At 44.6% G+C, this 24,315-nt stretch carries 35 protein-coding genes and 1 pseudogene; 7 read left to right on the top strand and 29 right to left on the bottom strand.

The annotated features are described in order from the left end of the window. From HMPREF2675_RS11450 to cas2, 7 genes and pseudogenes are all read left to right on the top strand, one after another. A partial coding sequence (locus HMPREF2675_RS11450) for a hypothetical protein (protein WP_210399844.1) occupies positions 1 to 255 on the top strand: 255 nt, incomplete at its 5' end. A gap of 72 nt (positions 256 to 327) precedes the next feature. Next, positions 328 to 1,770: an aldehyde dehydrogenase gene (gene aldA / locus HMPREF2675_RS03605; RefSeq protein ID WP_070814096.1), complete on the top strand. Its 1,443-nt coding sequence runs from the start codon at positions 328 to 330 to the stop codon at positions 1,768 to 1,770. A 170-nt stretch (positions 1,771 to 1,940) separates the two neighbouring features. Next, positions 1,941 to 3,452 (top strand): lysine--tRNA ligase, encoded by a 1,512-nt coding sequence (gene lysS / locus HMPREF2675_RS03600; protein WP_070814095.1) that lies wholly within the window; start codon positions 1,941 to 1,943, stop codon positions 3,450 to 3,452. A 262-nt stretch (positions 3,453 to 3,714) separates the two neighbouring features. Beyond that, a complete protein-coding gene (locus HMPREF2675_RS03595) occupies positions 3,715 to 5,139 on the top strand; it encodes an alanine/glycine:cation symporter family protein (RefSeq protein ID WP_070814094.1) in 1,425 nt (474 codons plus the stop codon). Between the two features lie 269 nt (positions 5,140 to 5,408). Next, a pseudogene (gene cas9 / locus HMPREF2675_RS03590) lies at positions 5,409 to 8,686 on the top strand (type II CRISPR RNA-guided endonuclease Cas9). A gap of 66 nt (positions 8,687 to 8,752) precedes the next feature. After that, positions 8,753 to 9,667: a type II CRISPR-associated endonuclease Cas1 gene (gene cas1, locus HMPREF2675_RS03585; protein WP_070814093.1), complete on the top strand. Its 915-nt coding sequence runs from the start codon at positions 8,753 to 8,755 to the stop codon at positions 9,665 to 9,667. Further along, positions 9,660 to 9,986, top strand: coding sequence for a CRISPR-associated endonuclease Cas2 (gene cas2 / locus HMPREF2675_RS03580; RefSeq protein ID WP_033912916.1), 327 nt, complete (start codon positions 9,660 to 9,662; stop codon positions 9,984 to 9,986). Before cas1 ends, cas2 begins: the two co-directional genes overlap by 8 nt. Positions 9,987 to 10,262: 276 nt before the next feature. On the opposite strand, the gene rplQ is transcribed toward cas2, so the two are convergent. The 29 genes from rplQ to rpsJ all read right to left on the bottom strand — a co-directional run bounded on the left by rplQ (position 10,263) and on the right by rpsJ (position 24,254). Further along, positions 10,263 to 10,637: a 50S ribosomal protein L17 gene (gene rplQ / locus HMPREF2675_RS03575; protein WP_003684792.1), complete on the bottom strand. Its 375-nt coding sequence runs from the start codon at positions 10,635 to 10,637 to the stop codon at positions 10,263 to 10,265. A 24-nt stretch (positions 10,638 to 10,661) separates the two neighbouring features. Then, positions 10,662 to 11,648, bottom strand: coding sequence for a DNA-directed RNA polymerase subunit alpha (rpoA, locus tag HMPREF2675_RS03570; RefSeq protein WP_003684706.1), 987 nt, complete (start codon positions 11,646 to 11,648; stop codon positions 10,662 to 10,664). A 25-nt stretch (positions 11,649 to 11,673) separates the two neighbouring features. Next, positions 11,674 to 12,294, bottom strand: coding sequence for a 30S ribosomal protein S4 (gene rpsD / locus HMPREF2675_RS03565; RefSeq protein WP_039863983.1), 621 nt, complete (start codon positions 12,292 to 12,294; stop codon positions 11,674 to 11,676). A gap of 19 nt (positions 12,295 to 12,313) precedes the next feature. Next, complete coding sequence (gene rpsK, locus HMPREF2675_RS03560) at positions 12,314 to 12,709, bottom strand: 30S ribosomal protein S11 (RefSeq protein ID WP_070814092.1); 396 nt, start codon at positions 12,707 to 12,709, stop codon at positions 12,314 to 12,316. Positions 12,710 to 12,728: 19 nt separating this feature from the next. Then, entirely contained in the window at positions 12,729 to 13,091 is a 363-nt protein-coding gene (rpsM, locus tag HMPREF2675_RS03555) for a 30S ribosomal protein S13 (RefSeq protein ID WP_003749295.1), read from the bottom strand. Between the two features lie 67 nt (positions 13,092 to 13,158). Continuing rightward, positions 13,159 to 13,272, bottom strand: a complete 114-nt coding sequence (rpmJ, locus tag HMPREF2675_RS10860) for a 50S ribosomal protein L36 (protein WP_003697674.1) — start codon at positions 13,270 to 13,272, stop codon at positions 13,159 to 13,161. Positions 13,273 to 13,290: 18 nt separating this feature from the next. Further along, positions 13,291 to 13,509: a translation initiation factor IF-1 gene (gene infA, locus HMPREF2675_RS03550; RefSeq protein ID WP_003684714.1), complete on the bottom strand. Its 219-nt coding sequence runs from the start codon at positions 13,507 to 13,509 to the stop codon at positions 13,291 to 13,293. A 4-nt stretch (positions 13,510 to 13,513) separates the two neighbouring features. Next, positions 13,514 to 14,827, bottom strand: coding sequence for a preprotein translocase subunit SecY (gene secY / locus HMPREF2675_RS03545; protein ID WP_070814091.1), 1,314 nt, complete (start codon positions 14,825 to 14,827; stop codon positions 13,514 to 13,516). A gap of 13 nt (positions 14,828 to 14,840) precedes the next feature. Beyond that, positions 14,841 to 15,275, bottom strand: a complete 435-nt coding sequence (rplO, locus tag HMPREF2675_RS03540; RefSeq protein ID WP_070645682.1) for a 50S ribosomal protein L15 — start codon at positions 15,273 to 15,275, stop codon at positions 14,841 to 14,843. A 2-nt stretch (positions 15,276 to 15,277) separates the two neighbouring features. Further along, positions 15,278 to 15,463, bottom strand: a complete 186-nt coding sequence (rpmD, locus tag HMPREF2675_RS03535; RefSeq protein ID WP_003684808.1) for a 50S ribosomal protein L30 — start codon at positions 15,461 to 15,463, stop codon at positions 15,278 to 15,280. Continuing rightward, on the bottom strand, positions 15,456 to 15,974 hold the full coding sequence (rpsE, locus tag HMPREF2675_RS03530; RefSeq protein ID WP_003684704.1) for a 30S ribosomal protein S5: 519 nt from the start codon (positions 15,972 to 15,974) through the stop codon (positions 15,456 to 15,458). The genes rpmD and rpsE overlap by 8 nt, the downstream gene beginning before the upstream one ends. Positions 15,975 to 15,991: 17 nt before the next feature. Then, complete coding sequence (rplR, locus tag HMPREF2675_RS03525; RefSeq protein ID WP_070814090.1) at positions 15,992 to 16,345, bottom strand: 50S ribosomal protein L18; 354 nt, start codon at positions 16,343 to 16,345, stop codon at positions 15,992 to 15,994. Between the two features lie 13 nt (positions 16,346 to 16,358). Further along, on the bottom strand, positions 16,359 to 16,892 hold the full coding sequence (gene rplF, locus HMPREF2675_RS03520; RefSeq protein WP_004464590.1) for a 50S ribosomal protein L6: 534 nt from the start codon (positions 16,890 to 16,892) through the stop codon (positions 16,359 to 16,361). Between the two features lie 13 nt (positions 16,893 to 16,905). Then, positions 16,906 to 17,298: a 30S ribosomal protein S8 gene (gene rpsH, locus HMPREF2675_RS03515; protein ID WP_003684738.1), complete on the bottom strand. Its 393-nt coding sequence runs from the start codon at positions 17,296 to 17,298 to the stop codon at positions 16,906 to 16,908. Between the two features lie 14 nt (positions 17,299 to 17,312). Beyond that, on the bottom strand, positions 17,313 to 17,618 hold the full coding sequence (gene rpsN / locus HMPREF2675_RS03510; RefSeq protein ID WP_003684736.1) for a 30S ribosomal protein S14: 306 nt from the start codon (positions 17,616 to 17,618) through the stop codon (positions 17,313 to 17,315). Between the two features lie 2 nt (positions 17,619 to 17,620). Next, positions 17,621 to 18,160 (bottom strand): 50S ribosomal protein L5, encoded by a 540-nt coding sequence (gene rplE / locus HMPREF2675_RS03505; protein ID WP_003684750.1) that lies wholly within the window; start codon positions 18,158 to 18,160, stop codon positions 17,621 to 17,623. A 9-nt stretch (positions 18,161 to 18,169) separates the two neighbouring features. Continuing rightward, complete coding sequence (gene rplX / locus HMPREF2675_RS03500) at positions 18,170 to 18,493, bottom strand: 50S ribosomal protein L24 (protein ID WP_003684754.1); 324 nt, start codon at positions 18,491 to 18,493, stop codon at positions 18,170 to 18,172. An 11-nt stretch (positions 18,494 to 18,504) separates the two neighbouring features. Next, complete coding sequence (gene rplN, locus HMPREF2675_RS03495) at positions 18,505 to 18,873, bottom strand: 50S ribosomal protein L14 (RefSeq protein ID WP_002215434.1); 369 nt, start codon at positions 18,871 to 18,873, stop codon at positions 18,505 to 18,507. A 227-nt stretch (positions 18,874 to 19,100) separates the two neighbouring features. Next, positions 19,101 to 19,364: a 30S ribosomal protein S17 gene (gene rpsQ / locus HMPREF2675_RS03490; protein WP_003749281.1), complete on the bottom strand. Its 264-nt coding sequence runs from the start codon at positions 19,362 to 19,364 to the stop codon at positions 19,101 to 19,103. Next, positions 19,364 to 19,555 carry a 50S ribosomal protein L29 gene (rpmC, locus tag HMPREF2675_RS03485; protein WP_003684705.1) on the bottom strand — a complete coding sequence of 64 codons (192 nt, stop codon included), beginning with the start codon at positions 19,553 to 19,555 and terminating at the stop codon, positions 19,364 to 19,366. The genes rpsQ and rpmC overlap by 1 nt, the downstream gene beginning before the upstream one ends. Continuing rightward, the gene (gene rplP, locus HMPREF2675_RS03480) at positions 19,555 to 19,971 is read right to left on the bottom strand and encodes a 50S ribosomal protein L16 (RefSeq protein WP_003749279.1); all 417 of its coding nucleotides are present in this window, start codon (positions 19,969 to 19,971) and stop codon (positions 19,555 to 19,557) included. The genes rpmC and rplP overlap by 1 nt, the downstream gene beginning before the upstream one ends. Continuing rightward, positions 19,955 to 20,647 carry a 30S ribosomal protein S3 gene (gene rpsC, locus HMPREF2675_RS03475; protein ID WP_003684753.1) on the bottom strand — a complete coding sequence of 231 codons (693 nt, stop codon included), beginning with the start codon at positions 20,645 to 20,647 and terminating at the stop codon, positions 19,955 to 19,957. Before rpsC ends, rplP begins: the two co-directional genes overlap by 17 nt. Positions 20,648 to 20,656: 9 nt before the next feature. Then, complete coding sequence (gene rplV, locus HMPREF2675_RS03470) at positions 20,657 to 20,986, bottom strand: 50S ribosomal protein L22 (protein ID WP_003749277.1); 330 nt, start codon at positions 20,984 to 20,986, stop codon at positions 20,657 to 20,659. Positions 20,987 to 20,994: 8 nt separating this feature from the next. Next, complete coding sequence (rpsS, locus tag HMPREF2675_RS03465) at positions 20,995 to 21,273, bottom strand: 30S ribosomal protein S19 (RefSeq protein WP_002215422.1); 279 nt, start codon at positions 21,271 to 21,273, stop codon at positions 20,995 to 20,997. A gap of 5 nt (positions 21,274 to 21,278) precedes the next feature. Next, positions 21,279 to 22,112, bottom strand: a complete 834-nt coding sequence (gene rplB, locus HMPREF2675_RS03460) for a 50S ribosomal protein L2 (protein WP_070814089.1) — start codon at positions 22,110 to 22,112, stop codon at positions 21,279 to 21,281. 5 nt (positions 22,113 to 22,117) lie between these two features. After that, positions 22,118 to 22,432 (bottom strand): 50S ribosomal protein L23, encoded by a 315-nt coding sequence (gene rplW / locus HMPREF2675_RS03455; protein ID WP_003749274.1) that lies wholly within the window; start codon positions 22,430 to 22,432, stop codon positions 22,118 to 22,120. After that, positions 22,429 to 23,049: a 50S ribosomal protein L4 gene (rplD, locus tag HMPREF2675_RS03450; RefSeq protein WP_003684798.1), complete on the bottom strand. Its 621-nt coding sequence runs from the start codon at positions 23,047 to 23,049 to the stop codon at positions 22,429 to 22,431. Before rplD ends, rplW begins: the two co-directional genes overlap by 4 nt. After that, entirely contained in the window at positions 23,049 to 23,693 is a 645-nt protein-coding gene (gene rplC / locus HMPREF2675_RS03445) for a 50S ribosomal protein L3 (RefSeq protein ID WP_070814088.1), read from the bottom strand. Before rplC ends, rplD begins: the two co-directional genes overlap by 1 nt. Positions 23,694 to 23,942: 249 nt before the next feature. Next, on the bottom strand, positions 23,943 to 24,254 hold the full coding sequence (gene rpsJ, locus HMPREF2675_RS03440; RefSeq protein ID WP_002642322.1) for a 30S ribosomal protein S10: 312 nt from the start codon (positions 24,252 to 24,254) through the stop codon (positions 23,943 to 23,945). Between the last annotated feature and the right edge of the window lie 61 nt (positions 24,255 to 24,315).

The following is a 24,315-nucleotide window of genomic DNA, read 5'->3' as shown; positions in this document are numbered from 1 at the left end:
AGCGTTCGAATCGCTCACGACCCACCAAATATGAAAACCTGCTTTGAAAAAAGCAGGTTTTTTTATATTCTCCATCAAGCCTTTCTTCACTCAATACCTCCCTTATTATCAACATCAAGAATATTCGAGCTTTGTCACAATGCTGTTATAGATGTAACTGAAAGCATCACAAACCTCTTAAATCAATCAAACCCAACTCCCCACACATCATATTTTTCTAAAAACTTCCAAATACCTACCATCAACCCACGCTAAATCCTCTTGTATGCCAGACAATTTAGGCATAGACTAAAACTACATCCAACTACAACAACAGGAGAAGGTTTGATGAAACAACTGTCTATGTATATCAACGGCCGCTTTGAAACCGACTTTAACGGCACATGGCGAGATGTATTGAATCCGGCAACCGAAGAAGTCATCGCGCGTGAGCCTAAAGGCGGAAAAGCCGATGTTGATCGTGCCGTTGCCGCGGCCAGAGATGCGCAAACTGCATGGGAGCGTTTGCCTGCCGTTGAGCGCGGCGCATACCTGCGCAAAATTGCCCAAGGCATCCGCGAACGCGCCGACGAGCTAACCGACACCATTGTCGCCGAAGGCGGCAAAACCAAAGATTTGGCACGCATAGAAGTTATGTTCACTGCCGATTATCTCGACTACCAAGCCGAATGGGCGCGCCGTTATGAAGGTGAAATCATCCAGAGCGACCGCCCGCGCGAAAATATTTTATTGTTCAAACGTCCTTTAGGCGTGATCGCCGGCATTTTGCCGTGGAACTTCCCATTCTTCCTGATCGCCCGCAAAATGGGCCCAGCTTTGGTAACAGGCAATACCATCGTCGTCAAACCCAGCAGCGTGACCCCGATCAACTGCCACATCTTTGCTGAAATCGTTCATGCTTCAGGCTTACCGGCCGGCGTATTCAACGTCGTCAACGGCCCTGGCGCAGAAATAGGCAATGCCTTGGCATCGCATCCGCAAGTCGATATGGTCAGCCTGACCGGTTCTGTCGATGCAGGCCGCCAAGTAATGGAAGCCGCCGCCACCAACATTACCAAAGTCTCACTGGAACTGGGCGGCAAAGCCCCTGCCATCGTTTTGAAAGACGCGGATTTGGACTTGGCAGTGAAATCCATCTTGGCTTCACGCGTGGGCAATACCGGCCAAATCTGCAACTGCGCCGAACGCGTGTATGTCCACAGCAGCCTGAAAGACGCATTTATTGAAAAAATGACCGCCGCCATGAAAGGCGTGCGCTACGGCAACCCGGCCGAAGCCGAACCCGGCGCACTGGAAATGGGCCCATTGATTGAAGAACGCGCCGTAAAATCCGTTGCCGAAAAAGTCGAACGCGCAGTTAGACAAGGCGCAACCTTGGTTTGCGGCGGCAAACGTGCCGACGGCAAAGGCTACTTCTTCGAACCTACCCTGCTGACCGATACCGACAACAGCATGGACATCATGAAAGAAGAAACCTTCGGCCCAGTCCTGCCGGTTGCCACTTTTGACACACTCGACCAAGTCATCGCTTTGGCAAACGACAGCGAATTCGGCCTGACCAGCTCCGTCTATACCACCAATCTGAATGAAGCGTTTTATGTAACCCGCCGCTTGCGTTTCGGCGAAACCTACATCAACCGCGAAAACTTCGAAGCCATGCAGGGCTTCCATGCCGGTTGGAAAAAATCAGGTATCGGCGGCGCGGACGGTAAACACGGTTTGGAAGAATATCTGCAAACCCAAGTTGTTTATTTAGAAACCGATATCTAACTGCCCTTCATAAAACAAAAGGCCGTCTGAAACCGATTTTTCAGGTTTCAGACGGCCTTTCTGCCTTTATAGAAAAAAACACCGACATCGCGTAAAATAGAGCCAATTTTTCACTTTATTCAGGCCGTCTGAAAACTCCGGCAGCCTGACTCATTTTTCCGGAAAACACCATGAGCGAACAAAACAATCCGCAAATCGAGCCGCAGTTGGACGAAAACCAAATCATCGCCCTGCGCCGCGAGAAACTGCACAACATCCGCAAAGAACGCAATGCCTACCCTAACGATTTCAAACGAGACAGCTTTGCCGCCGACCTGCACACCCAATACGGTGAAATCAGCAAAGAAGAACTCGACCCGCAAGGCATTCCCGTCAAAGTGGCCGGCCGCATGATGCTCAAACGTCAAATGGGCAAAGCCAGCTTCGCCACCATTCAAGACGTGACCGGTCAAATCCAGCTTTATCTGAACAACAAAGGCGTGAGTCAGGAAGTTTTGGACGATTTCAACCATTGGGACTTGGGCGACATCGTCGGCGCGGAAGGTACTTTGTTCAAAACCAACCACGGCGAATTAACCGTGCGCGTGTCCAACATCCGTCTGCTGTCCAAATCCCTGCGCCCTCTGCCGGACAAACACAAAGGTTTGAGCGATCAGGAAACCAAATACCGTCAACGCTACGTCGATTTGATTGCCAACGAAGAATCGCGCAATACCTTCATCAAACGCAGCCAAATCATCCAATCCGTGCGCAATTTCATGGTCAACGAGCATTATTTGGAAGTTGAAACCCCAATGATGCACCCGATTCCAGGCGGCGCAACAGCGAAACCTTTCGTTACCCACCACAACGCTTTGGATATTTCGCTCTACCTGCGCATTGCTCCCGAGCTGTATCTGAAACGCTTGGTTGTCGGTGGTTTGGAACGTGTGTTTGAAATCAACCGCAGCTTCCGTAACGAGGGCATGTCCGTACGCCACAACCCTGAATTCACCATGATCGAATTCTACGAAGCCTTCTCCGACTACGAACGCATGATGCAAATGGCGGAAGACATCATCCGCAACGCTTCCCGCGCGGTAAACGGTACGGCAAAAATCAGCTACAACGGCAAAGAAGTCGATTTGGAAAGCCCGTTTGAACGCCTGACCATTCTCGGGGCCATCAAAAAATACAATCCGCACTACACCGATGAGCAGTTGAACGATGAAGAATGGCTGAAAAAAGAAATCGTCAAACACGGCGAAAGCCTGCCTCCGTCTCCGGGTATCGGCAGCCTGCAACTCGCCCTGTTTGAAGGTTGCGCCGAGGGCAAACTGTGGAACCCGACTTTCATCATCGACTACCCTGTCGAAGTATCGCCATTGGCACGCGCATCCGACAGCAAACCGGGTTTGACCGAACGCTTCGAGCTTTTCGTTGTCGGCCGCGAACTGGCAAACGGCTATTCCGAGTTGAACGATCCGGAAGATCAAGCCGAACGCTTCAAAGCGCAAGTGGCGCAAAAAGATGCCGGTGACGACGAAGCCATGCACTACGATGCCGACTACATCCGCGCCATGGAATTCGGCCTGCCACCGACAGGCGGCTGCGGCATCGGTATCGACCGCTTGGTAATGTTGCTGACCGATTCGCAAACCATCCGCGACGTGATTCTGTTCCCACAAATGCGTCCCGAATAACGCATTGAAATAAAATCAAGGCCGTCTGAAAACAAGACTCTGTTTTCAGGCGGTCTTTTTGTTCAAATATGTAAAACGGAAGAGTTTAAATCGATAAATCCTTTACACCATAATAATAAAATTACATGATAATCAAAAAGATAATATAAAAAAGAATATGTAAACGTTTTTCAGTTTGTTGACAGTCTGCTAGAATACATCCAGTTACAGACAGCCTCCACACACAGGCCGTCTGAAAATGCAGAAACTCTGAAAGGTTTGTATGGATCAATTTTTCGAACAGCTTCACGGCTTGGTAAACGCCATCAACGACCAAATGTGGTCGGGATTGGTATATATGCTTTTAGGCGCAGGCCTATTTTTCACCGTTACCACCGGTTTTGTACAATTCCGCCTCTTCGGCCGTAGTATCAAAGAAATGTTGAGCGGCCGCAAACAAGGTGATGATCCGCACGGAATCACACCGTTCCAAGCATTCGTTACCGGCTTGGCCAGCCGCGTAGGCGTAGGCAACATCGCCGGCGTGGCGATTGCCATCAAACTCGGCGGGCCGGGCGCGGTATTCTGGATGTGGGTAACCGCCTTAATCGGCATGAGTTCGGCGTTCGTCGAATCTTCACTGGCCCAACTCTTTAAAGTCCGGGACTACGACAACCACCACTTCCGCGGCGGTCCTGCCTACTACATCACTCAAGGCCTGGGACAAAAATGGCTGGGCATTTTGTTCGCCCTGAGCCTGATTTTCTGTTTCGGCTTTGTATTTGAAGCCGTACAGACCAATACCATCGCCGATACCACCAAAGCGGCATGGGGCTGGGATCAACACTATGTCGGTGTCGCCCTGGTCATTCTGACTGCCCCGATTATCTTCGGCGGTATCCGTCGCGTATCTAAAGCCGCGGAAATTATCGTTCCGCTGATGGCGGTTTTATATCTCGTCATAGCACTCTTCATCATTGCTACCAATATTTCCCTGATTCCTGACGTGTTCGGTCAGATTTTCTCCAACGCGTTCAACTTCGATTCGGCTGCAGGCGGTTTCCTCGGCGGTCTGATTTCGACCACCATGATGCAGGGTATCAAACGCGGCCTGTATTCCAATGAGGCGGGTATGGGTTCCGCGCCGAACGCCGCAGCCGCAGCCGAAGTGAAACACCCCGTCTCCCAAGGCATGATTCAAATGCTGGGCGTTTTCGTCGATACCATCATCGTCTGCTCATGCACCGCCTTTATCGTCTTGACCTATCAACAGCCTTACGGCGACCTGAGCGGTGCGGCACTGACCCAGGCGGCAATCGTCAGCCAGGTAGGCGAATGGGGCGCAGGCTTCCTTGCCGTCATCCTGTTTATGTTTGCCTTTTCAACCGTTATCGGCAACTATGCCTATGCCGAGTCCAACGTCCAATTCATCAAGAGCCATTGGCTGGTTACCGCCGTTTTCCGTATGCTGGTTTTGGCATGGGTCTACTTCGGCGCAGTTGCCAACGTACCCTTGGTATGGGATATGGCAGACATGGCCATGGGCATCATGGCATGGATTAACCTCGTTGCCATCCTGCTCCTGTCCCCACTTGCCTTCCTGCTGTTGAAAGACTACACAGCCAAGCTGAAAATGGGTAAAGACCCAGAGTTCAAACTCTCTGAACACCCGGGCTTGAAACGCAAAATCAAATCCGATATCTGGTAAAACCAAAGGCCGTCTGAAATTTCAGACGGCCTTTTTAATCCCTGCCATTTAGACAAAACGATGCCCCTTAAAGCAGAAGCCTTAAGGGGCAGAGCGTTGCGGCACATCTTTTCAGACGGCCTTATTGTAGCAACGTTTCTCATTTCGCAGTGCAACAATATAGACAGATTCTAATTCCAAATCGGTACCCAGTCAAGCATTTCGTTTGCATAGTAATACTTACCTAGGATATATTTATACTTACCAAACATCATATTACGGAGAAACTGATGGCTGCATTCAAACCCAATCCAATCAACTACATCCTCGGCCTCGATATCGGCATCGCATCCGTCGGCTGGGCGATGGTAGAAATTGACGAAGAAGAAAACCCCATCCGCCTGATTGATTTGGGCGTACACATATTTGAGCGTGCAGAAATACTAAAAACAGGCGACTCTCTCGCTGCGGCAAGACGCTTGGCACGCAGCGTCCGCCGCCTGACCCGCCGTCGCGCCCACCGTCTGCTTCGGGCCCGCCGTCTATTGAAACGCGAAGGCGTATTACAAGCCGCCGATTTTGATGAAAACGGCTTGATTAAATCCTTGCCGAATACACCATGGCAACTTCGTGCAGCCGCATTAGACCGCAAACTGACGCCTTTGGAGTGGTCGGCAGTCTTGTTGCATTTAATCAAACATCGCGGCTATTTGTCGCAAAGAAAAAACGAGGGCGAAACTGCCGATAAGGAGCTTGGTGCTTTGCTTAAAGGCGTAGCCGACAATGCCCATACCTTACAGACAGGCGATTTCCGCACTCCGGCCGAATTGGCTTTAAATAAATTTGAGAAAGAAAGTGGCCATATCCGCAACCAGCGCGGCGATTATTCGCATACGTTCAGCCGCAAAGATTTGCAGGCAGAGCTGAATTTACTGTTTAAAAAACAAAAAAATTCGACAATCCGTATGTTTCAGACAACCTCAAAAACGGTATTGACAACCTGCTAATGACGCAAAGAGATTCCATTCCTGATGAAAGTGCTATTCTGCGGATGCAAGGAAAATGTACTTTTGAAAAAAATAAATCTAGGGCAGCAAAACATAGTTGGAGCGCAGAACGTTTTATATGGTTAAGCAAGTTGGCTAATTTAAGGATAACGGATGAATTTGGTACTAGGAAATTAACTGAAATAGAACGTCAAATACTTATAGATCTTCCATATAAATTAAAGACTGTCAGCTATCAACAAGTAAGGAGTGCCTTAACCTCCCTTTCTCCCAATGCTCTTTTTAATATCGGATATCATAAAAAAGATAAAAAGGGGGAGATAAAATCATCAGATAAAATTGAAAAAGATACGAAATTCATGGAAATGAAATTCTGGCACAAAATTAAGGAAACTTTAGAAGGGAATGGAAGAAAAACAGAATGGCAGAGCCTTTCAAGCAATCATCATTTACTAGATGAAATCGGAACAGTTTTTACCATCTGTAAAAATGATGAGAGAAGAAAAGCCCTCTTGACCGGCAAGATAAAAGAAGATCAAGATATTCTTGATATTTTGTGTGATTATGTTGATTTTACATGCACTGTGAATTTATCTTTAGAAGCATTGAAAAATATCCTTCCTTTTATGGAACAAGGCGATGACTACGATACAGCCTGGAGAAAAGTTTATCCTCCGCAATCAACTAAAAAAGAATCTGTTCTGCCACCGATTCCTGCCGACGAAATCCGCAACCCAGTCGTCTTGCGCGCCTTATCTCAAGCACGGAAAGTTATTAACGCCGTTGTACGCCGTTACAGCTCTCCTGCGCGTATCCATATTGAAACGGCAAGGGAAGTAGGCAAATCGTTTAAAGACCGAAAAGAAATCGAAAAACGCCAAGAAGAAAATCGCAAAGACCGGGAAAAAGCCGCCGCCAAATTCCGAGAGTATTTCCCCAATTTTGTCGGTGAACCCAAATCCAAAGATATTCTGAAACTGCGCCTGTACGAGCAACAACACGGCAAATGCCTATATTCGGGCAAAGAAATCAACTTAGGCCGTCTGAACGAAAAAGGCTATGTCGAAATCGACCATGCCCTGCCGTTCTCGCGCACATGGGACGACAGTTTCAACAATAAAGTGCTGGTATTGGGCAGCGAAAACCAAAACAAAGGCAACCAAACCCCTTACGAATACTTCAACGGCAAAGACAACAGCCGCGAATGGCAGGAATTTAAAGCGCGTGTTGAAACCAGCTGTTTCCCGCGCAGTAAAAAACAACGGATTCTGCTGCAAAAATTCGACGAAGACGGCTTTAAAGAACGCAATCTGAACGATACGCGCTACGTCAACCGTTTCCTGTGCCAATTTGTTGCCGACCATATGCTGCTGACAGGCAAAGGGAAAAGACGTGTCTTTGCATCCAATGGGCAAATTACCAATCTGTTGCGCGGCTTTTGGGGATTGCGCAAAGTGCGTGCGGAAAACGACCGCCATCATGCTTTGGACGCAGTTGTCGTTGCCTGTTCGACCGTTGCCATGCAGCAAAGAATTACCCGTTTTGTACGTTACAAAGAAATGAACGCATTTGACGGCAAAACCGTGGATAAAGAAACAGGAGAAGTGCTGCATCAAAAAACACACTTCCCGCAACCTTGGGAATTTTTCGCACAAGAAGTCATGATTCGCGTCTTCGGCAAACCGGACGGCAAACCCGAATTTGAAGAAGCGGATACCCCCGAAAAACTGCGTACCCTGCTCGCAGAAAAATTATCATCTCGTCCCGAAGCCGTACACGAATACGTTACGCCACTGTTTGTTTCACGCGCGCCCAATCGGAAGATGAGCGGGCAAGGCCACATGGAGACCGTCAAATCTGCCAAACGACTGGACGAAGGCATCAGCGTGTTGCGCGTACCGCTGACACAGTTAAAACTGAAAGACTTGGAAAAAATGGTCAATCGGGAGCGCGAACCTAAGCTATACGAAGGACTGAAAGCACGTTTGGAAGCACATAAAGACGATCCTGCCAAAGCCTTTGCCGAGCCGTTTTACAAATACGATAAAGCAGGCAACCGCACCCAACAGGTAAAAGCCGTACGCGTAGAGCAAGTACAGAAAACCGGCGTATGGGTGCGTAACCACAACGGCATTGCCGACAACGCAACCATGGTGTGCGTAGATGTGTTTGAGAAAGGCGGCAAGTATTATCTGGTACCGATTTACAGTTGGCAGGTCGCAAAAGGGATTTTGCCGGATAGGGCTGTTGTTGCTTATGCAGATGAAGAGGACTGGACTGTAATAGATGAAAGCTTCAGATTTAAATTTGTACTTTATTCGAATGATTTAATAAAAGTAACTGCCAAGAAAAACGTATTCTTTGGTTATTTTGTTAGTCTAAATAGAGCCACAGGAGCGATTGATATCCGTGTACATGACACAGATAATACCAAAGGGAAAAACGGCATTTTCCAAAGTGTTGGTATCAAAACCGCCCTTTCATTCCAAAAATACCAAATTGACGAACTGGGTAAAGAAATCAGACCATGCCGTCTGAAAAAACGCCCACCTGTCCGTTAAATTAATCTATCCCTGTTTCAGACGGCCTGACGCAGGGATTTTTTATATCAAAATAAGGGGAAAAACATGACTTGGCGCAGCCTGCTTATTCAAAACGGCGGCAAACTATCCTTGCAACGCCGGCAACTGCTGATCCAACAAAACGGCGAGTCCCATACCGTACCGTTGGAAGACATCGCCGTTATCATCATCGAAAACCGCGAAACCCTGATTACTACCCCACTTCTGTCAGCCTTAGCCGAGCATGGCTCAACCCTGCTGACCTGCGACGAGCAGTTCCTCCCCTGCGGACAATGGCTGCCTTATGCCCAATATCACCGCCAACTTAAAATCCTCAAGCTGCAGCTGAATATAAGCGAACCCTTAAAAAAGCAACTCTGGCAACATATCGTCCGTCAAAAAATCCTGAATCAAGCATTTGTCGCAGACGAAACAGGCAATGATCTTGCAGCCAAACGGCTGCGCACTTTGGCATCTGAAGTCCGTTCAGGCGATACAGGAAACCGTGAAGCCCAAGCTGCCGCCCTCTACTTCCAAGCCCTCTTTGGGGAAAAATTTACCCGTAATGACAACAACGCCGTCAATACCGCATTGAACTACACCTACGCCGTGCTCCGTGCAGCAGTTGCACGCGCCCTGACCTTATATGGCTGGTTGCCTGCATTAGGCTTGTTTCATAGAAGCGAATTGAATCCATTCAATCTTGCCGATGACTTTATCGAGCCCTTACGCCCATTGGCCGACCTGGTCGTTATACATTTGCATGAACAAGGCCGTCTGAAAACTGATCTAACCCCTAACATCAAACAAAACCTTATCAAGACCCTTCACTGTCAAATCTGCATCGAACGGCAACATTTCAGCACCTTGGCTGCCATCGACAAAATGATTTCTTCATTTCAAGTCAGCGTAACTAACAAAAATGCCAAACAGCTGAAGCTGCCTGAAATCTTGCCATTAAAAGAATACCAATATGAGTGAGGCCAAATTTATGAGGATTATCGTCTTCTTCGACCTACCGGTTACCACAGCGGCCAAGCGCAAAGCTGCCAATCAATTCCGCCAGTTTCTATTAAAAGATGGATACCAAATGCTCCAACTTTCTGTATACAGCCGTATTGTCAAAGGTCGAGATTCGTTGCAAAAACACCACAATAGGCTATGTGCAAACCTACCGCAAGAAGGCTCAATCCGCTGTTTGGAAGTAACAGAAAAGCAATATGCCACCATGAAACTGCTGTTGGGAGAGCTGAAAACCCAAGAAAAAAGGGTAAATTCCGACCAGCTATTATTATTTTAAGACTGCTTTTTTAGACAAAATAAAACGGGAAACCCTTATAGAATAAGGGTTTTCCGTTGAAGTATTGTAGCACTGCGAAATGAGAAAGGGAGCTACAACTATTAATGCCTGCTCAAATAAGTTGTTAGTATTGTAGCACTGCGAAATGAGAAAGGGAGCTACAACATTCGGCGCGTATCCCTTTGCCTTTCGGCAATTGTAGCACTGCGAAATGAGAAAGAGCTATCCAAATAAAAAAGCACTACCTAAACAGGTAGTGCTTTCATATTAATTTGCTTATTCAGCAGAATCAGCTGCTTTATCAACCAATTCAACCAATGCCAAAGGAGCATTGTCGCCTTTACGGAAACCGTATTTCAGTACACGAACATAGCCGCCGTTACGAGCAGCAAAGCGTGGACCCAATTCGTCAAACAATTTAACTACAACATCACGATCGCGAGTGCGGTCAAAAGCCAAACGACGGTTTGCCAAAGAAGGTTTTTTACCCAAGGTAATCAAGGGCTCAACTACGCGGCGCAATTCTTTTGCTTTAGGCAAAGTTGTCACGATGGTTTCGTGAGTCAACAAGGAATTCGCCATATTGCGCAGCATCGCAGCACGGTGGCTGCTAGTACGGTTTAATTTGCGGTTGCCATTACGATGACGCATGTCATTATCCTTTAATCTTCAAACTTACGGCTTTTCTAAGCCTACAGGCGGCCAAGCTTCTAATTTGGAACCTAATGTCAGACCTTTAGAGGCCAACACTTCTTTGATCTCATTCAAAGATTTACGACCCAAATTAGGGGTCTTGAGAAGCTCGGTTTCAGTACGTTGAATCAAATCGCCAATATAGTAAATATCTTCAGCTTTCAGACAATTAGCTGAACGTACGGTTAATTCCAAATCATCTACAGGACGCAGCAAGATAGGATCGATAGGAGGCGCTTTTTCTTCAACCTCTTCAACCGGAGTACCTTGCAGATCTGCAAAAATAGACATTTGGTCAATTAAGATACGTGCGGCACTACGTACAGCTTCTTCTGGATCAATAGAACCATTGGTTTCAATATCCAAAACCAATTTATCCAAATCCGTGCGTTGCTCTACGCGTGCAGGTTCAACTTCAAAGCTAACACGACTGATGGGCGAAAAGCTCGCATCCAACTGAATCGCACCAATTTGTTTGTTCTCATCACGCAATACGCGACGACCTGAAACAGATTGATAACCACGACCTTGCTCAACTTTAATTTCCATGTCGATTTGGCCATTGTCAGCCAAGTGGCAAATAACATGTTCAGGATTGATGATTTCCACATCGTGTGGCAAATCAATATCACCGGCTACAACAGCACCGGCACCTGTTTTTTTCAAAGTCAACTGAACTTGGTTACGACCGTGAAGCTTGAATACGATACCTTTAATGTTCAAGAGAACGTCAACAACATCCTCTTGAACACCATCAATAGTAGAGTATTCGTGCAATACGCCGGAAATAACTACTTCAGTTGGGGCAAAGCCATTCATGGATGACAGTAAGATACGACGCAAAGCATTACCTAAAGTATGACCAAAACCACGTTCAAATGGCTGCATAGACACCTTGGCCCGAGTGGAAGACAAGGTATCTACATCGATTTGACGAGGTTTCAAAAATTCGGTTGTGCTATTTTGCATTTAACTGTCCCTCATTGAGCTAGCATTATTTAGAGTAGAACTCTACCACCAGCTGTTCATTAATATCGCCAGACAATTCTGAGCGATCCGGCATATTTTTGAATACGCCTTCCAATTTGTCGGCATCAACAGATACCCAGCTTGGCAAGCCAATTTGGGTAGCCAGGCTCAATGCTTCTTGGATGCGTACTTGTTTCTTAGCTTTTTCACGAACAGCTACAACATCACCTGCTTTAACTTGGAAAGAAGGGATATTAACAACTTGACCGTTTACGACGATAGCTTTGTGAGAAACCAATTGACGTGCTTCGGCGCGAGTAGAGCCGAAACCCATACGGTAAACGACATTGTCCAAACGAGACTCCAGCAATTGCAACAGCAATTCACCGGTAGAGCCTTTACGACGAGCTGCTTCCGCGAAATAACGACGGAATTGACGCTCTAATACGCCATAAATACGACGGATTTTTTGTTTTTCACGCAATTGCAAACCGTAGTCTGACAAACGTGGTTTTTTCGCACCGTGTTGACCAGGTGCAGAATCCATTTTACATTTGGAATCCAAAGAGCGACGTGCACTCTTCAAAAACAGATCCGTACCTTCGCGACGTGCTAATTTACATTTAGGGCCAATATAACGTGCCATGTTTTAAATCACTCCAATATTAAATACGACGTTTTTTAGGCGGACGGCAACCGTTATGAGGCAACGGGGTAACGTCAGTAATGCTGGTAATCTTGAAACCAAGAGCGTTTAAAGCACGTACAGAAGATTCGCGACCAGGGCCAGGGCCTTTAATGCGGACTTCTAAATTTTTAACGCCATACTCTTGGGCAACTTTACCAGCTGCTTCTGCTGCAACTTGTGCTGCAAATGGTGTACTTTTACGAGAACCTTTAAAACCAGCGCCGCCAGAGGTAGCCCAAGACAATGCATTGCCTTGACGGTCAGTGATTGTAATGATGGTATTGTTGAAAGATGCATGAACGTGCACAATACCTTCGCTTACGGTTTTACGTACTCTTTTACGTACACGCGAAGCTGTGTTTGCTTTAGCCATTAATCAAATTCCTTAAAATTTATTTCTTACCAGCAATCGCTTTGCGCGGACCTTTACGGGTACGAGCATTTGTGCGAGTGCGTTGACCACGACAAGGCAAGCCACGACGATGACGGAAGCCGCGATAGCAACCCATATCCATCAGTCGTTTAATGCTCATCGTTACTTCACGACGCAAATCACCTTCAACTTCATATTTAGCAACTTGCTCACGCAAAGCGTCTAATTGAGCCTCGTCCAAATCTTTTGCTTTAGTAGTAGGAGCAATATTTGCTGCCTCACAAATCAATTTAGCACGAGTCGCACCAATACCATAAATAGCCTGAAGGCCAATTACGATATGGGCATTATTAGGGATATTTACCCCTGCAATACGAGCCATATTTTTTCCTTTTTAGGGCAAAGTATGTCACTATACCACAAAATCAATAGTTAAGAAAACTAGCTTCTTAACCTTGACGTTGTTTGTGACGTGGGTCAGTACAAATTACGCGAACTACACGATTACGACGAATAATCTTGCAATTGCGACAAATTTTCTTTACAGAAGGTTGTACACGCATTTTATTTCCTTTTATCGTTTATCTTGCTCGGAAAACAATCCGAGCACGGGTTAAATCATAAGGAGTTAATTCAACTGTTACCTTATCACCTGGAGAAATACGGATATAATGCATCCGCATTTTGCCAGATATATGACCAAGTACTACATGATCATTTTCCAGTTTTACTTTAAATGTTGCATTGGGCAAAGTCTCAAGGATTTCGCCCTGCATCTGTATGGTATCTTCTTTAGCCATAAGCCTACTTACGTGACAAAGATTTCATATCTGGACGACTCATCAAGTCTTCATACTGACTACTCATTCGATATGAATTGATTTGCGTCCTAAAATCCATTGTAACGACAACCAAAATAAGCAGAGATGTTCCACCTAAATAGAAAGGAACTTTCAATGCCGTCGTTAAAAATTCAGGTATCAGACAGATTGTAGTGATATACAAAGCACCAAATAATGTCAGTCTCAGTACAACTTTTTCCAAATATCTAGAGGTTTGCTCACCTGGGCGAATACCTGGCACAAATGCACCACTCTTCTTCAAATTTTCAGCCATCTCTTTAGGGCTAAATACTAAAGCAGTATAGAAATAGCAGAAGAAGATGATAGTTGTGGCAAATAATACAATATACAAAGGCCGTCCGTGTTGCAGCATTGCAGCAACCTTATGAAGAACAGAATTCGTACTATTTGAACCAAACCAACCTAAAAGTGTAGATGGAAATAAAATGATACTGGAAGCAAAAATAGGAGGAATAACACCTGCCATATTTAGCTTGAACGGCATATGAATGCTTTGTCCCGGCATCATTCCAGAGCCAAACTGTCTTTTAGCATAATGCACAGGAACTTTACGCTGAGCACTCTCAAAATAGACTACAGCATAGATCAACAGCAAAATACCAATCACAATTGATACCGCCATCAACATACTCATAGAGCCTTGTTCAGTCAAAGTTAGCATCCGAACAATACCGGATGGAATACCCGATACAATGCCTGCTGTAATAATTAAAGAAATACCATTACCAATACCACGCTCGGTAATTTGCTCCCCTAACCACATCAGAAACATAGTACCTGTAACCAAACAGACTACTGTAGAAATATGAAACTCAAGCGAACTCGTTACAACAACACCTTGTTGATAAACAAATGTTGCAACACCAAAGCTTTGCAATACAGCCAATAATACCGTCCCATACCTAGTATATTTCGTAATTATTTTTCTACCAGCCTCACCTTCCTTCTTCAAAGCTTTTAAAGAAGGAACAATTTCAGAAGCAAGCTGAACAATAATTGATGCCGAAATATAAGGCATGATACCAATTGCAAATATACTAAAGCGCTCCAACGAACCACCCGAGAACATATTTAACATTCCGAATATGCCGTTTGCAGCGCCTTCGTATAACTTAGCTAATGCAACAGCATCTACGCCCGGTACCGGTATATGAGCACCAATACGGAAAACGACTAAAGCACCTAAAAGGAACACCAGACGTTTTTTCAGATCACCAAATTTGGATAATCCTGATAAAGATTGTTGATTAGCCACTGTAGTGCAAGCCTTATTCTTCTACTTTACCACCGGCAGCTTCAATAGCAGCTTTAGCACCTTTAGTAGCTTTTACACCTTTCAAGGTAACTGCTTTTGAAATTTCACCAGAAGCAATAACTTTTACATTAGAAGCAGTTGCAGAAATCAGACCAGCTTGTTTAAGAACCAAGACATCAATCTCGTTCACAGCAATCAGATTTAATTCACTCAAACGAACTTCAGCATTAGCGGCTGCAGTCAAAGATTTGAAACCACGTTTTGGCAAACGACGTTGCAAAGGCATTTGACCGCCTTCAAAACCTACCTTGTGGAAGCCACCAGAACGGCTTTTTTGACCTTTATGACCACGACCACCTGTCTTACCCAAGCCGCTACCAATACCACGGCCTACACGACGGCTAGCGTGAGTAGCACCCTCAGCAGGTTGAATAGTATTCAAAAACATAATTAAGACTCCACTTTCAACAAGTAGCTGATTTTATTGATCATGCCACGGTTTTCAGGGGTATCCAAAACCTCTACAGTATGTTCGCGGCGGCGCAAACCTAAACCGCGAGCACATGCACGATGAGATTCAATTGTACCGATCAGGCTCTTAACCAATGTAACTTTAATCTTTTTTTGCTCAGTCATGGTTAGCTCCCAAAATATCTTCTACTGTCAAGCCACGTTTAGCAGCAATATCAGCAGGGGTATACAGTTTAGACAAACCGTCTAATGTAGCACGTACAATATTGTAAGGGTTAGTAGAACCATGTACTTTAGCTGAGATGTTATGGATACCCATAGCATCAAATACTAAACGCATTGGACCACCAGCTTTTACACCGCTACCTTCTTTAGCAGGTTGCATAAATACCTTAGTAGCACCATGACGACCAATAACTTCATGATGAATAGTACCGTTTTTCAAAGGCACTTTAATCATAGAGCGTCGAGCTTGATCCATTGCTTTTTGAACAGCAACTGGTACTTCTTTTGATTTACCTTTACCCATACCGATGCGGCCATCACCATCACCAACAACAGTCAGTGCAGAGAAAGCCATGATACGGCCACCTTTAACTACTTTAGTCACGCGATTAACTGCGACCATCTTTTCAATCAGGCCGTCACCGCGTTCTTCAATTTCATGTTTTGCCATCTGAAAGTCTCCAAATATTAGAAGCTTAAACCATTTTCACGTGCAGCTTCAGCCAAAGCTTTCACACGACCGTGATATTGGAAACCTGAACGGTCAAAAGCAACTTTTTCAACACCCACTGCTTTAGCTTTTTCAGCAATACGCTTACCAACTACAGCTGCTGCTTCAACGCTGCCACCTGATTTCAGGCTACTACGTACTTCAGCTTCCAATGTAGAGGCTTGAGCCAATACTTTATCACCTTCAGCACTAATTACTTGAGCATAAATATGATTATTGCTGCGGAACACACATAATCTTACCATTTTCAAGTCCGCAATACGCGCACGGGTTTTGCGTGCACGACGGAGTCGGGTTGTATGTTTATCCATTAGTGAACCTCAATTATTTTTTCTTGGCTTCTTTCATCACTACTACTTCACCTACATAACGAACACCTTTACCTTTATAAGGCTCAGGAGAACGGAATGCACGAATTTCAGCAGCGACTTGGCCAACCACTTGTTTATCTGCACCAGTCAAAACGATTTCTGTTTGGCTAGGAGTTTGAACGGAAACACCTTCAGGCATTTCATATACGATTGGATGAGAGAAACCCAAAGACAGGTTCAAAACTTTACCTTGAGCTTGGGCACGATAACCCACACCAATCAATTGAAGTTTTTTCTCAAAACCTTCAGAAACACCCTTAACCATGTTATTAACCAATGCACGAGCAGTACCAGACATAGCATTAGCCTGTTTACTGTCATTTTTTGCAGCAAAAGTCAATTTACCATCGTTCAGTTCAATAGCAACATCGGAATGCAAAGGAAAAGACAATTCGCCATTTTTACCTTTGATAACCAATGCATCTGTTCCGAATTTTACTTCTACACCAGCAGGAACAGTCACTGGGTTTTTTGCGACGCGTGACATTTACTTTTCTCCACTAGGCTACGATGCACAACAACTCACCACCCACACCCTCAGAACGGGCTTTGCGATCAGTCATTACACCTTTAGAAGTACTAACAATAGCGACACCCAAGCCATTCATTACGCTAGGGATCTCACTTGATGCTTTGTAAATACGCAAACCTGGACGTGAAACACGTTTAATTTGCTCAATCACAGGACGACCTGCATAGTATTTCAATTGAATTTCCAATACCGGTTTTGCATCAGCAGAAACCGCAAAATCCTCGATATAACCTTCTTCTTTCAGAACTTTTGCAATTGCACATTTCAGTTTAGAGGAAGGCATGGCAACTGCTGCTTTATTAGCACGTTGCGCATTGCGAATACGAGTCAACATATCGGAAATAGGATCATGCATACTCATTATTTATACTCCTATTACCAGCTAGCTTTAACAACACCAGGGATCTCGCCACGCATAGCGATTTCACGGATTTTAATACGACCCAAACCAAATTTACGGAAAGTGCCACGAGGACGACCTGTTAAAGCACAACGACGACGTTGACGTACAGGTGCTGCATTACGAGGAATGGATTGAAATTTCAAACGTGCTTCAAAACGTTCTTCTTCAGTCGCATTAGCATCATTAATAACAGCGAAAATTGCCTCACGTTTAGCTGCAAACTTTTTCGCCAATGCTTGACGTTTCAGCTCTCGATTAATAAGTGCTTTCTTAGCCATGATTATCCTTTAAACGGAAACTTGAACAGTGACAACAAAGCTTTCGCTTCTTCATCAGTTTTTGCAGTAGTTGTAATAGTAATATTCAAACCACGCAAAGCATCGATTTTATCGTATTCAATTTCCGGGAAAATAATTTGCTCACGAACGCCCATATTGTAATTGCCACGACCATCAAATGATTTACCGCTTACACCACGGAAGTCACGTACGCGAGGCAACGCAATAGTAATCAAACGATCCAAGAATTCAAACATTTGATCACGACGCAAAGTTACTTTGCAACCAACTGGATAGTTATCACGGATTTTAAAACCCGCGATAGATTTACGAGCAACAGTAACAACTGGTTTTTGACCAGCAATCTTCTCTAAATCAGAAACAGCGTGTTCCATAACTTTTTTATCAGCAACAGCTTCACCCACACCCATATTCAAGGTGATTTTTTCAATACGTGGAACTTCCATTACTGATTTGTAACCAAATTGTTTAACCAATTCAGGAACAACTGTATCTTTATAAAACTCTCTCAAACGAGCCATGTTATCTCCTTATGCTCCAATGATAGAGCCATTTGATTTGAAGAAACGAACGCGTTTAACTTTGCCTTCATTTTCAATCAGCTTAATACCAACACGGTCTGCTTTATTAGTTTCCGGATTCAGGATTGCAATATTAGAAATATCCAAAGGCATTTCTTTAGTAATAATGCCACCCTCAATACCACGCATTGGATTAGGTTTTTGATGGCGTTTCACAACATTCACACCTTCAACAACAACTTTATCACCCAACACTCGAACTACTTGACCTTGCTTACCTTTATCTTTACCGGTAATCACTACAACCTGATCGCCTTTAATGATTTTATTCATCGCGCTATTCCTTATAATACTTCAGGCGCCAATGAAACGATTTTCATAAATCGCTCAGTACGCAATTCACGGGTTACCGGGCCAAAAATACGAGTACCCAGAGGTTCAAGTTTATTATTCAACAACACAGCGGCATTGTTATCGAATTTAATTAACGCACCATCAGGACGACGTACACCTTTAGCAGTACGAACAACTACCGCATTGTATACATCACCTTTTTTGACACGACCACGTGGGGCTGCATCTTTAACTGCAACTTTAATAATATCGCCAACAGAAGCGTAGCGACGCTTAGATCCGCCTAATACTTTGATGCACATTACGCGACGCGCACCAGAGTTATCAGCCACATCTAAGATGGTCTGCATTTGAATCATATTAGTACCTTTAAATTAACCAACTTAATTTACCACTTTCATATAACTCGCACCTTACTTTAAGCTGCTTATTAAATGAAACCATCACGGTTCTAGTAAACCAGTCTTGGATCCCGAAGGGAGAGAAACTTCCATAAGAAGCTGGAAGATAAGAAACGAAGTTTACACGCAAATTAATTTTGCTGCAAGACTTCGTTTCTTATTAAGCTGCATTACTGTATTTTAAATCAAACAGTACGTGCTTTCTCAACCAATTCTTTGACAACCCAAGACTTGGTTTTTGACAAAGGACGAGATTCCTCGATTACCACTACGTCACCGATGCCATATTGATTGCTTTCATCATGTGCATGGATTTTAGTTGATAAACGAATGATTTTACCGTACAGAGGGTGTTTAACTTTACGCTCAACCAATACTGTAACAGTTTTGTCCATTTTGTCGCTTACCACTTTGCCTTGCAAAGTACGAACATTTTTAGCTTCGCTCATTACTTAGCACCTTTTTCAGTTAAAATGGTTTTAATACGAGCAATATCGCGACGTACACGTTTCAACTCGCTAGATTTACCCAACTGACCGGTTGCATTTTGCATGCGCAAGCCAAACTGAGCTTTCAACAAGTCCAACAAATCAGAGTTTAATTGCTCAATAGATTTGTCTTTCAATTCATTTGCTTTCATTATTGACCCACCTGTCTTACCACAAAGGTTGTAGGAATAGGCAATTTGGCAGCGGCCAATTCAAATGCTTCACGAGCCAAAGACTCAGGAACACCGTCCATTTCGTACAATACTTTGCCTGGTTTAATTTCAGCAATGTAATATTCCACATTACCTTTACCGCCACCCATACGAACTTGAATAGGTTTTTCAGTAATCGGTTTGTCAGGGAATACACGAATCCAAATACGACCGCCACGTTTGATATGACGAGTCATGGTACGACGAGCAGCTTCGATTTGGCGGGCAGTCAAACGACCACGGCCTACGGCTTTCAAACCGAACTCACCGAAACTTACTTTGTTACCGCGAGTAGCAATACCAGTATTACGACCTTTTTGTTGCTTGCGATATTTCAGTCTAGTTGGCTGCAGCATTACGTCCACCTGCCTTTCTTTGTTTCTTCTCATGCTCAGGTTTAGAAGATTTAATATTACCTTCTGTATAAACCCAAACTTTCAGACCCAGTACACCATAAGTAGTGTGCGCTTCGCTAGTTGCATAATCTACATTTGCACGTAAAGTATGCAAAGGTACGCGACCTTCACGATACCATTCGCTACGAGCGATATCAGCACCATTCAGACGGCCTGACGTCATGATCTTGATGCCTTTGGCACCAGAACGCATTGCATTTTGCATTGCACGTTTCATTGCACGACGGAATTGGACGCGTTTTTCAAGTTGCTGAGCAATACCATCAGCAATAATTTGCGCATCCAACTCAGGACGGCGAATCTCTTCAATATTTACATGTACTGGCACACCCATCAGAGCTTGCAAGTCACGTTTCAAGATTTCGATATCCTCGCCTTTTTTACCAATAACCACACCTGGACGAGCAGAGTGGATAGTGATACGTGCAGATTTAGCAGGACGTTCGATTACTACGCGACCAACTGAAGCATTTGCCAATTTTTTGCGCAAGTAATTACGAACATCAATATCTTGTTTCAAAACAGTTGAAAAGTCGGTGCTTTTAGCAAACCATTTTGAAGCCCAGTCTTTAGTTACCGCCAGGCGAAAGCCTGTAGGGTTAATCTTTTGTCCCATAGCTTTTCCTTAGTTGCCCACTGTCACATTAATATGACAAGTTTGTTTCTCGATGCGGTTACCGCGACCTTTGGCACGAGCTTGGAAACGTTTCAAGCTTGGGCCTTTGTCAACAAAGATAGTTACCACTTTCAGTTCGTCAATGTCAGCACCATTGTTGTGCTCGGCATTAGCGATTGCTGATTCCAATACTTTTTTAATCAGCTCAGCACCTTTTTTAGGGCTGAATGCCAAGATATTCAAAGCTTGGGCAACGTCTTTACCACGAATCAAATCAGCTACCAAACGAGCTTTTTGAGCTGAAATACGGGCATTTTTATGTTGTGCACTTACTCTCATGATTCACCTTATTTCTTTTTAGCCTTTTTATCGGCCAAGTGGCCTTTAAAGGTACGGGTCAATGAGAACTCACCTAATTTATGACCAACCATGTTGTCACTGATAAACACAGGCACGTGAGTGCGACCGTTGTGTACAGCGATAGTCAGACCAATGAAATCAGGCAAAATGGTAGAACGACGTGACCAAGTTTTAATTGGGCGTTTGTCGTTGCTTGCACGAGCAGCATCTACTTTTTTCAGCAAATGCAGGTCTACATATGGGCCTTTTTTTAATGAACGAGCCATACTAATTAACCTTTATTTGAGTAACGACGACGAACAATCATGTTATCCGTGCGTTTGTTATTACGAGTGCGGTAGCCCTTAGCAGGAGTACCCCATGGGCTAACCGGTTCGCGAGCTTCACCAGTACGGCCTTCACCACCACCATGTGGGTGATCGACAGGGTTCATGACAACACCACGAACGGTCGGACGAATACCACGCCAGCGGTTAGCACCAGCTTTGCCAATTTTTTTCAGGCTTTGTTCTTCGTTACCAACCTCACCGATAGTTGCACGGCAATTTACGCTAATTTTGCGCACTTCACCAGAACGCAAACGAACTTGAGCGTAAGCACCTTCTTTTGCAAGCAATACCGCAGAAGCACCAGCTGAACGGGCAATTTGTGCACCTTTACCTGGTTTCATTTCGATACAGTGAATAGTTGTACCAACTGGAATATTGCGAATCGGCAGAGTGTTACCTACTTTGATGGCAGCTTCAGCACCGGAAACCAATACTGCGCCGGCTTGAATACCACGAGGAGCAATGATGTAGCGACGCTCACCATCTGCATAGCACAACAATGCGATAAATGCAGTACGGTTAGGGTCATACTCGATACGCTCTACTTTTGCAGGGATACCGTCTTTGTTACGTTTAAAATCTACAACACGGTAATGGTGTTTATGACCACCACCTTTATGGCGGGTAGTGATATGACCATTGTTGTTACGACCGGCAGTAGAATTTTTCTTTTCCAGCAGAGATGCATAAGGTGCACCTTTGTGCAAACCTTCTGTTACCACGCGAACCATGCCGCGACGGCCTGCAGAGGTCGGCTTCATTTTAACGATTGCCATTTTGTTTATTCCTTATCTGCAGCTGCAGCAGCGGCTTCCAAATCCAACTCTTGACCGGCAGCCAGACTTACGTAAGCCTTTTTAACATCGCTGCGACGACCTAAAGTGCGACCAAAACGTTTAATTTTACCTTTAATGGTGACAGTAGTAACGTCTGCAACTTGAACACCGAACAGCAACTCAACTGCTGCTTTAATTTCAGGTTTGGTTGCATTTGCCAAAACTTTAAACGTCATTTGGTTACGTTTTTCAGCCAATACGTTGCTTTTTTCAGAAACGATAGGTGCCAAGATTACTTGAGTCAAACGTTGTTGATTCATACCCATTGCTCCTCTAATTGTGCAACTGCATCTTTAGTGATAACGACTTTTTTGTAACGCAGCAAGCTGTAAGGATCAACTTGTTGGGCTTCCAAAACCAATACGTTAGGCAAGTTGCGTGAAGCCAAGTAAACATTCTCGTCGAGCTGTTTAGTTACAAACAAAACTTGCTCCAAACCTAAGTTTTTCACCTGTTCGGCAAAAACTTTGGTTTTAGGAGTTTCAGCAGTCAATGCTTCGATTGCAAACAAACGTTCGTCACGAGCCAATTGGGACAGAATAGTCGCCATACCGGCACGGTACATTTTACGGTTCACTTTTTGAGTAAAGTTTTCGTCAGGTTTGTTTGGGAATGCACGACCACCTTTACGCCACAGCGGAGAAGAAGTCATACCGGAACGAGCACGGCCGGTACCTTTTTGGCGCCATGGTTTTTTAGTAGAGTGATTTACTTCGGCACGAGTTTTTTGAGCACGGTTACCAGAACGGGCATTTGCCAAATAAGCAGTAACCAGTTGGTGAACCAGAGCTTCATTGTATTCACGAGCAAACAAAGCATCAGAAACAGCCAAGCTGCCAGATACTTGTCCTTTAGCGTCAATTACTTTCAATTCCATTACGCACCTACTTTCACGCTAGGACGAACCACGACGTCGCTGTTAACCGAACCCGGAACAGCACCTTTAACCAACAAGAGTTGGCGTTCAGCATCAACACGTACAACTTCCAATTTTTGAATAGTTGCTTTAGTGTTACCGTATTGACCTGCCATACGTTTACCAGGGAACACTCGACCAGGGTCTTGTGCCATACCGATAGAACCAGGAACACGGTGTGAACGGGAGTTACCGTGGGAAGTACGTTGAGCACCGAAGTTGTGACGTTTGATCGTACCAGAGAAACCTTTACCTTTAGAGGTACCGGTTACATCCACTAATTGACCAACTTCAAACATGGAAACGGTAATTTCATCACCGGCTTTCAATTCAGCCAGCTTCTCTTCAGTCAAAGCAAATTCAACCAAACCGCGACCAGCTTCAACACCTGCTTTAGCAAAGTGACCAGCTTCAGCTTTGTTGACACGATTAGCTTTTTTCTGACCAAAGGTAACTTGTACAGCAGTGTAGCCGTCAGTATCTTTGGATTTTACTTGTGTAACGCGGTTGGCAGACATATCCAAAACAGTTACCGGAACAGAAACACCCTGTTCGTCGAACACGCGAGTCATACCAACTTTGCGTCCAACCAGACCTAAAGTCATGATTATTTTCCTTTTTAAGTAAAGGGGCGGGCTACGATTGGCCTGCCTTTCAGACAAAGTTAAACTTGATACGGATGTACCAAGTCAGCCATTATAATTGACAACTCAAAGAAATATCAACAAAAATTTCAATTTAACTTCTTAAGCCCCTCTTTTTTTCTGAAGAATACTACAAAGTATCCGAAATTTTCAGACGGCCTAAGAATTTTATAAAAAACCGAACAGCTAAGCTGTTCGGTTTTTTAGTTCTTATTGAACTTTAATTTCTACATCTACACCTGCTGGAAGATCCAGTTTCATCAGTGCATCAGTAGTTTTATCAGTCCAGTCCACAATGTCCATCAGACGCAAGTGGGTGCGGATTTCCAATTGTTCACGAGAAGTTTTGTTCACGTGAGGAGAACGCAAAATGTTGAAACGTTCGATTTTAGTTGGCAAAGGGATCGGACCTTTAACAACAGCACCAGTGCGTTTAGCAGTTTCAACGATTTCTTGCGCAGAACGGTCAATCAGACTGTAGTCATAAGCTTTCAGGCGGATACGGATTTTTTGGTTTGCCATTTATCAATATCCCTCAATTAAGCGATGATAGAAGAAACCACACCTGCACCTACGGTACGGC

This window comes from Neisseria sp. HMSC061H08 (genome assembly GCF_001836795.1).
GTDB classification, from domain to species: Bacteria; Pseudomonadota; Gammaproteobacteria; order Burkholderiales; family Neisseriaceae; genus Neisseria; species Neisseria subflava_A.
This window is presented reverse-complemented; position numbering and strand designations above follow the sequence as displayed.

Bases quoted from the DNA above. Each gene is read 5' to 3' on its own strand.
- aldA (WP_070814096.1), top strand. From the start codon at position 328: ATGAAACAACTGTCTATGTATATCAACGGCCGCTTTGAAACCGACTTT.
- lysS (WP_070814095.1), top strand. From the start codon at position 1,941: ATGAGCGAACAAAACAATCCGCAAATCGAGCCGCAGTTGGACGAAAAC.
- HMPREF2675_RS03595 (WP_070814094.1), top strand. From the start codon at position 3,715: ATGGATCAATTTTTCGAACAGCTTCACGGCTTGGTAAACGCCATCAAC.
- cas1 (WP_070814093.1), top strand. From the start codon at position 8,753: ATGACTTGGCGCAGCCTGCTTATTCAAAACGGCGGCAAACTATCCTTG.
- cas2 (WP_033912916.1), top strand. From the start codon at position 9,660: ATGAGTGAGGCCAAATTTATGAGGATTATCGTCTTCTTCGACCTACCG.
- rplQ (WP_003684792.1), bottom strand. From the start codon at position 10,637: ATGCGTCATCGTAATGGCAACCGCAAATTAAACCGTACTAGCAGCCAC.
- rpoA (WP_003684706.1), bottom strand. From the start codon at position 11,648: ATGCAAAATAGCACAACCGAATTTTTGAAACCTCGTCAAATCGATGTA.
- rpsD (WP_039863983.1), bottom strand. From the start codon at position 12,294: ATGGCACGTTATATTGGCCCTAAATGTAAATTAGCACGTCGCGAAGGT.
- rpsK (WP_070814092.1), bottom strand. From the start codon at position 12,709: ATGGCTAAAGCAAACACAGCTTCGCGTGTACGTAAAAGAGTACGTAAA.
- rpsM (WP_003749295.1), bottom strand. From the start codon at position 13,091: ATGGCTCGTATTGCAGGGGTAAATATCCCTAATAATGCCCATATCGTA.
- rpmJ (WP_003697674.1), bottom strand. From the start codon at position 13,272: ATGCGTGTACAACCTTCTGTAAAGAAAATTTGTCGCAATTGCAAGATT.
- infA (WP_003684714.1), bottom strand. From the start codon at position 13,509: ATGGCTAAAGAAGATACCATACAGATGCAGGGCGAAATCCTTGAGACT.
- rplO (WP_070645682.1), bottom strand. From the start codon at position 15,275: ATGTTTTTGAATACTATTCAACCTGCTGAGGGTGCTACTCACGCTAGC.
- rpmD (WP_003684808.1), bottom strand. From the start codon at position 15,463: ATGACTGAGCAAAAAAAGATTAAAGTTACATTGGTTAAGAGCCTGATC.
- rpsE (WP_003684704.1), bottom strand. From the start codon at position 15,974: ATGGCAAAACATGAAATTGAAGAACGCGGTGACGGCCTGATTGAAAAG.
- rplR (WP_070814090.1), bottom strand. From the start codon at position 16,345: ATGGATAAACATACAACCCGACTCCGTCGTGCACGCAAAACCCGTGCG.
- rplF (WP_004464590.1), bottom strand. From the start codon at position 16,892: ATGTCACGCGTCGCAAAAAACCCAGTGACTGTTCCTGCTGGTGTAGAA.
- rpsH (WP_003684738.1), bottom strand. From the start codon at position 17,298: ATGAGTATGCATGATCCTATTTCCGATATGTTGACTCGTATTCGCAAT.
- rpsN (WP_003684736.1), bottom strand. From the start codon at position 17,618: ATGGCTAAGAAAGCACTTATTAATCGAGAGCTGAAACGTCAAGCATTG.
- rplE (WP_003684750.1), bottom strand. From the start codon at position 18,160: ATGGCTCGTTTGAGAGAGTTTTATAAAGATACAGTTGTTCCTGAATTG.
- rplX (WP_003684754.1), bottom strand. From the start codon at position 18,493: ATGAATAAAATCATTAAAGGCGATCAGGTTGTAGTGATTACCGGTAAA.
- rplN (WP_002215434.1), bottom strand. From the start codon at position 18,873: ATGATTCAAATGCAGACCATCTTAGATGTGGCTGATAACTCTGGTGCG.
- rpsQ (WP_003749281.1), bottom strand. From the start codon at position 19,364: ATGAGCGAAGCTAAAAATGTTCGTACTTTGCAAGGCAAAGTGGTAAGC.
- rpmC (WP_003684705.1), bottom strand. From the start codon at position 19,555: ATGAAAGCAAATGAATTGAAAGACAAATCTATTGAGCAATTAAACTCT.
- rplP (WP_003749279.1), bottom strand. From the start codon at position 19,971: ATGCTGCAGCCAACTAGACTGAAATATCGCAAGCAACAAAAAGGTCGT.
- rpsC (WP_003684753.1), bottom strand. From the start codon at position 20,647: ATGGGACAAAAGATTAACCCTACAGGCTTTCGCCTGGCGGTAACTAAA.
- rplV (WP_003749277.1), bottom strand. From the start codon at position 20,986: ATGAGAGTAAGTGCACAACATAAAAATGCCCGTATTTCAGCTCAAAAA.
- rpsS (WP_002215422.1), bottom strand. From the start codon at position 21,273: ATGGCTCGTTCATTAAAAAAAGGCCCATATGTAGACCTGCATTTGCTG.
- rplB (WP_070814089.1), bottom strand. From the start codon at position 22,112: ATGGCAATCGTTAAAATGAAGCCGACCTCTGCAGGCCGTCGCGGCATG.
- rplW (WP_003749274.1), bottom strand. From the start codon at position 22,432: ATGAATCAACAACGTTTGACTCAAGTAATCTTGGCACCTATCGTTTCT.
- rplD (WP_003684798.1), bottom strand. From the start codon at position 23,049: ATGGAATTGAAAGTAATTGACGCTAAAGGACAAGTATCTGGCAGCTTG.
- rplC (WP_070814088.1), bottom strand. From the start codon at position 23,693: ATGACTTTAGGTCTGGTTGGACGCAAAGTTGGTATGACTCGCGTGTTC.
- rpsJ (WP_002642322.1), bottom strand. From the start codon at position 24,254: ATGGCAAACCAAAAAATCCGTATCCGCCTGAAAGCTTATGACTACAGT.